10 protein-coding genes are annotated in these 7,054 nt (G+C 36.6%); 4 read left to right on the top strand and 6 right to left on the bottom strand.

All coding sequences use genetic code 11. The features are described from left to right. On the bottom strand, window positions 1–944 hold a 944-nt coding region (mobQ, locus tag WFH18_RS16080; protein ID WP_336755253.1), incomplete at its 3' end, for a MobQ family relaxase. 209 nt (window positions 945–1,153) lie between these two features. Here mobQ and WFH18_RS16075 point away from each other — a divergent pair. Further along, complete coding sequence (locus WFH18_RS16075) at window positions 1,154–1,420, top strand: mobilization protein (protein WP_155858050.1); 267 nt, start codon at window positions 1,154–1,156, stop codon at window positions 1,418–1,420. Between the two features lie 17 nt (window positions 1,421–1,437). Beyond that, window positions 1,438–2,157: a DUF6998 domain-containing protein gene (locus tag WFH18_RS16070; RefSeq protein ID WP_336755251.1), complete on the top strand. Its 720-nt coding sequence runs from the start codon at window positions 1,438–1,440 to the stop codon at window positions 2,155–2,157. A gap of 309 nt (window positions 2,158–2,466) precedes the next feature. On the opposite strand, the gene WFH18_RS16065 is transcribed toward WFH18_RS16070, so the two are convergent. Continuing rightward, the gene (locus WFH18_RS16065; protein ID WP_336755250.1) at window positions 2,467–2,655 is read right to left on the bottom strand and encodes a hypothetical protein; all 189 of its coding nucleotides are present in this window, start codon (window positions 2,653–2,655) and stop codon (window positions 2,467–2,469) included. 383 nt (window positions 2,656–3,038) lie between these two features. On the opposite strand from WFH18_RS16065, the gene WFH18_RS16060 reads away from it, so the two are divergent. Beyond that, on the top strand, window positions 3,039–3,686 hold the full coding sequence (locus tag WFH18_RS16060) for a S1 family peptidase (protein WP_336755249.1): 648 nt from the start codon (window positions 3,039–3,041) through the stop codon (window positions 3,684–3,686). After that, window positions 3,686–4,102 carry a hypothetical protein gene (locus tag WFH18_RS16055; RefSeq protein ID WP_336755248.1) on the top strand — a complete coding sequence of 139 codons (417 nt, stop codon included), beginning with the start codon at window positions 3,686–3,688 and terminating at the stop codon, window positions 4,100–4,102. Before WFH18_RS16060 ends, WFH18_RS16055 begins: the two co-directional genes overlap by 1 nt. 269 nt (window positions 4,103–4,371) lie before the next feature. On the opposite strand, the gene WFH18_RS16050 is transcribed toward WFH18_RS16055, so the two are convergent. The 4 genes from WFH18_RS16050 to WFH18_RS16035 all read right to left on the bottom strand — a co-directional run. Then, window positions 4,372–4,896: a plasmid replication DNA-binding protein gene (locus WFH18_RS16050; protein ID WP_071212541.1), complete on the bottom strand. Its 525-nt coding sequence runs from the start codon at window positions 4,894–4,896 to the stop codon at window positions 4,372–4,374. A 78-nt stretch (window positions 4,897–4,974) separates the two neighbouring features. Continuing rightward, complete coding sequence (gene repM / locus WFH18_RS16045; RefSeq protein WP_000131200.1) at window positions 4,975–5,904, bottom strand: replication initiation protein RepM; 930 nt, start codon at window positions 5,902–5,904, stop codon at window positions 4,975–4,977. 211 nt (window positions 5,905–6,115) lie between these two features. Further along, the gene (locus tag WFH18_RS16040; RefSeq protein WP_336755246.1) at window positions 6,116–6,349 is read right to left on the bottom strand and encodes a hypothetical protein; all 234 of its coding nucleotides are present in this window, start codon (window positions 6,347–6,349) and stop codon (window positions 6,116–6,118) included. A 101-nt stretch (window positions 6,350–6,450) separates the two neighbouring features. Beyond that, on the bottom strand, window positions 6,451–7,054 hold a 604-nt coding region (locus WFH18_RS16035), incomplete at its 5' end, for a hypothetical protein (protein WP_336755244.1).

Below are 7,054 nucleotides of genomic sequence, written 5' to 3'. Positions count from 1 at the left end.
CGCTGCATAAAATCCAGGTCTAGATTCGCGTCTTTTGCGCTGATTTCGCGTTTTAGCACTTTGCCAAGGGTTTCCCTCTGTTTTTCCTCAAACAGGGCTTTTTCGTCAATTGGTGGCGTTTTAGCACTATTTTCAATCTGAGTCTGCTGTTCTGTTTTCAATGCACTAAGTTTTATCTCATTTTCAGCAATCAGCAGATCCATATTTTTGCCGTATTGCAGCTGCGCCTGATTTCTCTGTTTGATTTCATCATTACTACGGCTGATTTCGGTCTCAATCCCTTTTCGGCGCAGTTCGGTGACTTTCGGCCCTTCGTGCAGGGTGGCTTCCAGACCATTCTCCTGGTCCTTGTAGCTGCGGTGGTCGACTCGGGCGGTGTATCCGGCCATGTCCAGGTGCATATTGCAGATATCGGCAAAGTGTTTCCGCCAGTGTTCGATTTCTCCACTGTGTTTCTGATCCAGTTCCCGGGTTTTCTCGGTAAAACCTTCGGGAGTGAGCTTGCGTGTGCTCATCAGGATATGGGCGTGATAATTGCGTTCATCGCTGCCGGATCCAGTATGCGGGGCATGGATACAGGCATCGACAGCCACCTGATGTCTGTCCACGATACTGGCGCATAGTTCTTCGAGCATGGCCAGGCGTTGTTCCTGATTTAATTCACTTGGAAAAGCGATTACAAATTCCCGGGCAACTGTCGAGTTTTTTCGTGTTTCTCGCTGTTCTACTTCATTCCAGAGTCTTTCCCGGTTTTTTAAATGCTCTGGTGCGTCTTTGGGTAAATAAACCTCTTTATATTCCACGCCAGTTTTTCGGCTGTAATCATGTTCCCGGCCTTCACGTTCACAATAGATCTTTTCACCGGCCCGATAGGCGATTGCAGCAGTGGCAGAACGCCCTGCTGATCGTGCTACGGTTTTGACTGAAAAGTGGTAAATCGCCATGCCTGTTTTTCGCTTTTAAATTTTCACGTAGTGAAATACAACCGTGAATACGGTTGTCGGGGTATTGGGGAGACCCCAATCGTACTTGCAAACGAAGTTTGCATAAGTGCGCTCTTCGAGGAAAACATTACTATACATATAGCACCTTGAATGCATATTCAAGTGCGCTTATGTTAGGGATGGTTTCCCAGGATGATGGTATTGGATTAATGAGCGTTACTGAAACACTAGACAGCAAAATCAAGGCACAGGAAGAAAAGCTAAAGCAGTTAAAGGCTCAAAGACAGGCAGCACTGGCAAGAGAACGAGCCAAAGAGAAAGAACAGGCTCGAAAGGATGATACCAGACGTAAGATTTTGATCGGATCTTGCATGCTAAAAATCACCGAAGATGATGAACATGCCAAGGCAAAACTGATTGCTCAGATGGACAAGTATTTGACTGATGAACGTGATCGTAAGCTCTTTAATTTATAAGTGATAGGGAATTAATCATGGCATTGAGCCAATTCGATATTATTAAGTCTTTAGGTGAATCTATTGAATGGTTTGAAAAAGAACTCTCTTGGGGAATGCCTATTGCAGAATTAAGGCATTTAACAGGAAGAATTGGGGAACTTTATGTAGCTATGATGACCTTAGGGCAATTAGCTGATTCAGTTAATCAGAGAGGTTATGATGTAGTTTCCAGTACTGGACAAAGAATTTCTGTTAAGACTGTTACTACAGCAAGTCATGTAGATTTTAATCTTAAAACGATTGAGTTAGTGGACAGAATTATTGTTTTAAGAATTAACCCAGAGGACCTCTGTATTGAAGTAGTCTATGACTTAAATATGGAGCAGTTTCAGGCTAAGTCACGAGAATACAAAGGGAAATATATTTTAGGTATTTATAATAAAATACTTTTAGCTAATTCAAAAATAAATATAGGGTTAAATGTTCCTACTGAAACAGAAGTGAAAGTTGAAAATAATCATGAGTTATTGATTTTAAATAATATTTTTTATGATGGATATGAGATAAAACAATATGAAAATGCAAGAATTGAAGTTTATAAGGATGGTGAAAAACAACCATCAGCTAAAGAAATTTTGAGACAGATAGCACTCCCTTTAAATGTCTCTTTAAATAATTCAGCTGGAAATCCTAAAAATACTCAGCAATTGGGGGATCATGTGATCAAAGCAATAAAGAACTTTAGATCAACATGATTTCGGGATTTTATATTAAACAATAGAGTTATTATTTAAGTCTTTGATAGCATGACTTACATACGTATCCATAGGGGTTGCCTTGACGTCTGTAAGTTGCACATGATTTACATACAAATCTATCGCAGCAGGCACAACTTTCTAGAGCATTTATAGACGTTGTTCTTCTACAAGATACACATCCTGCCTTGCCTTCTTCATTTAGCTGATTACTACTCAATGCCATTATTGAATCTCTTTAGTAATTAATAATATAAGGATATGGTAAATTCAAAATAGGTAATATCTGTGGAAACATAAGCAGATAAATTATTTTTTGGAGTTTTCTTGCATTTTCTTTGCTCGTAGCTTTTCCATTTTATCTTGATTGCGAGCTGCTTCTTCATGAAGTTCGTTTTCCAAGTCCTTATACTTATTTCTTACATTTTCCCACTTATCAGAATCTTGTTTAGAAGACTTAAAAACTTCCACAACAAGAGAAACCAACTTACCTAACATAAAAACCTCTAAGAAAACATCAATCTTAATAAGCATATTATAAAAAAAATATAATTAGTATCCGATCTTAATGTCATTCGATAAATTTTTTATTATCAGTAATCTATAGCTGAATGATAAAGAGCCCAATAGCATTCGATATCTATCATTAAACTTAATGCGATAATTAAATGATAGTATTATCGTTGGTCTAATCAAATTAAGACTAAATGATAGTAATGGAAACTACTAATTTCTTATAACAACCATTATGTTAAATAGACAGTGATTTGGTAGAAAAATCCAGTTTTTAGATTTCGAATAAGAAAGTGGTATGTTAAATTATTATTTTAATATATTGATTTTTTTAAAATTTAAATAATTCTTTTAAAAGAGGCGTATGGATGAAATCATTTTCACAGTCAGTAGTTGTAGTGGGGAGATTAGGCCCTAATGGTGTTTCAATGTTAGGAACAGCATTTTTTGTAAGAGGCGATCTATTAATAACTCCTAGACATGTGGTTGATGATAATGACAAAGGATTAGTTATTCTGTTTCCACATTTAACAGATTTGGATGAATATCAAGATTTGTCAGATACATCTTGTCTACCAATTGATGTAGAAATTAGCGAAATTGACCCAATTCGAGATCTAGCATTACTGAAATTAAAAGATGGTGCTGAATTTGACTTATCTGCATCGAATATTGGTTCGCTTGATGAGATTAGCGTTGGAGATAGAGTGCAAATATTCGGCTATCCTCATTGTACAGAAGGTCGAAGAGTTTGGACTTATCAATCTACTGATATTGGGGCAAAAATTTTATTGAGTTCACATAATATTAAAAGTAAATATGCTGTTCTAAATATTCAATCAAGACCTGGTCAATCTGGTTCTGTAATATTTTCGCAAGAATTAAATAAAATTGTAGGTGTTTTGATTGGAACATATGCTCCAAATTCTGGAGTAATGGTAGGTGGAATTAATCCTGCTGAACTTAATCAAACAACACAGATAATATCTGCTGAATATATTAAGGATATGTTTTAATGAATGATTTTATTTTTTCAGATAATGAGTTAATAGGCCTATTAAAGCCATTTCAAAAGGAAGTATTGCTACCATTAATTAACTCGGTTGGTGAAGAAGAAGCAGCTAAAATATGGTTAGCTCCAAAAACTGTTGAAATGAGAAATTTTGGAGGTACATCGAGTGATCCATCCCCTTATTTTGATAGAATAATTTCAGAAATAAGGAAGTTTATTTGTGGTGATGAGAAATATAAGATTGAAAGAGAAAAATTAACCAGTGGAATTAATAAGTCTGCTTCTACTACTGTTACTGCAATTTCATTAGCTGTTGGTGATTTTTTAGGCATAGCTTCTGCCTTATTGACACCTATAGTAATAATGATTTTAAAAATGATTGGTAAAATAGGAGTTAATGCTTGGTGCTCTGTCGAATAAAATTATATTTCAGATTTCCTAAAATTAACATAATACACCTTATACGAAATGCTTGATATTTCTTATTATATATCAGTATATTAAATTAAGCCGTTCTGGAGTATAGGGCACCAGAACGGCTTTTTATTGATTATTTATGTTCCACGCTTGCTTTTTGATCAATGTTTCACGGTTTTATTCAGTTTTAATAAACCTCATCCGGTTTTTTGATGAGTCATTATTTCATGTGTTTGCACTGAAATTGGCTCATCAAAAAATTGGAGTCCTGGCTAACCATAAGGAAGGAAAAAACGGCTCAGGAAGCCTCTCTTTTTAGGTTCAGGCTCAACGTGTTCTGGGACAGGGATACGTTTGTTCTCTGGAGTAGTCAATCCGTCATCTTTAGCTGGAACGACTATTACCTCTTCCTTCATTTCTACAATGGGAGCTGATTGAGGGAGTTCGAGTTCACTAGGGTCTTGAATCTTTGGTTTGGGTGCTTCCAGTAGACGTTGCATCGTCTCAATTTGATTTTGATAAAAGGATTCACGCTCTTTTGCATCATCAAGCTGATTTTTCAGCATGTCTATCTGTTGCCTAAGTAGTAAAACTTCTGCCGAATTTGGACTGTCTATTTTTACAGACTCTTTTACATCTAGTTTTTTTGAAGGTTCGCCAAAAACACGGATAGCTTCAGCCAGATCAATTTTATTATCAGAATTTTTACTTAAAATTCCTTTCTTTATGTTGTTGTAAATCGTTTGTCTATTGATATTGTAAAGCTTAGAAAGCTCAAGAACTGTAAGGCTTTTCATGCTGTAAATCTATGCCTAACTCTGTCAAAAGTTGTTGTCTATTAGACTGCCTAATAGACAAATGATCAAGTATAAATTTTAGGCAGCTTGATAGCCAACTTTTTGAAGATAAGGGAATAATTCTTGGAATTTTTCACTATCTTGAAGCATTTCAGCAATACGTATAGCGAATTGTGGATAGCTTTCTGTACCCTGAGAATACTTACCCATTTCTGGTAGTTCGGAAAGTTTAGTAGCGAATAAGTGGCGTTGCTTATCTGTCATTCTCGAGAACAGATCAGTTGTATTAGGGTCTCTATTAGTTTCTATAGATCGAATAGTTGCTTTCTTTGGCTTAAAGCTAAAAGAAAATCCTGAGATTGAACGACCTTTTTTATGCTGTTCGTATTTAACAGTTATATCTGAAAATTCGTTGATTTGATCTACTGCAATATCTAAAACACGTCTCTTAAATGCTTCCATTCGAGTGTATTCGTTAACACCTATACCAAGTTGGCTACGAAATTTATTTAATTCATAAACAGGCGTTTTCCCTACAGACTTCCATTGCATTAAGAGCTCATAAAGACGTACTGCATAAACGCTTTTGAAGTCAGCAGTTTTTTTCAAATGATAACTAGTAAAATACTGTTCAAACCCATCTATTTTAGTGACATGTTCAATTACCACACGAGTTAAGGTAACTAAAATTCTTCCTTCACCTTTCCGATAATTAGCATCTTGAATCCAGCGACTTTTTGTTAAAGTTCCATCTTCATTGGTAATCGTAAATTGTCTTTTAAAAAGAGAATCTTCTGCTTCAATTAATGCTAAATAAGCTGCATCTGGAGAAACGTTAAATGCTTTAGCATATCTAAGAGCATTTAATTCTAAAGGTTCATCTGTTGATAATCCTTGTCCAGTCTCACGAGCGTCTACAATTGCGAGCTGAAGTAAACGGGTTTCGCTTAAAGTAAGTGTCTGTAAAGCTTGTACAAGTTTATTAGATTTTACGACTAAGTCTGTCATGTCATTCTATTTAGCAACAATTTTATTGTGTTGCTATAACAACATAATAAATATTTGTTGTCAAATACCGAGGAAACGTTGCTATATAACCGAGGAAACGTTGCTATATAACCGAGGAAACGTTGCTATATAACCGAGGAAACGTTGCTATATAAAGCTTGAAAGCCTTATAAATAAAAGGATTCAGTCGAGTTAAAAACATTTAAAAACTTTAAAAATAATTAAAAGCATATTTCATGAAAAATTGCCCTTGGTTTTCGCTTCGCTCAAACTCTATTGAATCTCGCTTTCGCTCGATTCGTTGGGGCAATTTTTGCTTCATATTTTCGTGAATTTGAGAAAAAGCAAAAGCAAGATCAAAAGCAGCTCGGAATTCGCTTCGCTCATGAGTTTTTTTTCTCGCTACGCTCGGTTTAGGAATCAAGCTTGGAAAGTTCGCACCCATTCGGGATGCTCTGCTATGCAGGTGATTGATGGATAGGGAGCTTGTAATCAGGGAAAGGGATGGGCAAATTTTCTCAGTTCGCTCGTAGACACTCGCTCTGTTTAGCGACTCATGCCACGAGATTTCATTTTAGGCGCATGCTGCTGTGCTTTGAGCTGTTGTTGTTGTCTGAGTTTCATCTGTTGTTCTGCTTTGATCTCATCCACACATTTTTTAATGACTTGATAGGATAGGTATAGAGTCTGGTATTGCTTGGCTTTGGCCGGATGTTGTTGTTGGTACTGCTTCCAGGCATGTTCTTTGAACTTTTCATTCTCCAATAAATCCTTCACACCATGTTTTTTCTGGTGTTCATGCTGACCTTTCAACTTTTTGTGTTCCTGGTAGATCTCATCACGTTGGGCTTCCCAGGCTTTTTTTCCAAACAGTAAGGGTTTGTTCTGGGTTAATTCGTTGTGTTGATCAACCAGGCTTTGCAATTTGTCATGACTTTGCTTGAGTCCGCTTTTCACGATCTCCTGGGCAAGGTGCTGATTGAACTCGTTTTGATGTTTGTGGTGCTTGGTCAGGTTTATTTCGGCTTGTTTGAGATTACGCTGCATAAAATCCAGGTCTAGATTCGCGTCTTTTGCGCTGATTTCGCGTTTTAGCACTTTGCCAAGGGTTTCCCTCTGTTTTTCCTCAAACAGGGCTTTTTCGTCAATT

The sequence above is a fragment of the Acinetobacter sp. USHLN143 genome (genome assembly GCF_037145695.1).
Lineage (GTDB): Bacteria > Pseudomonadota > Gammaproteobacteria > Pseudomonadales > Moraxellaceae > Acinetobacter > Acinetobacter fasciculus.
This window is presented reverse-complemented; position numbering and strand designations above follow the sequence as displayed.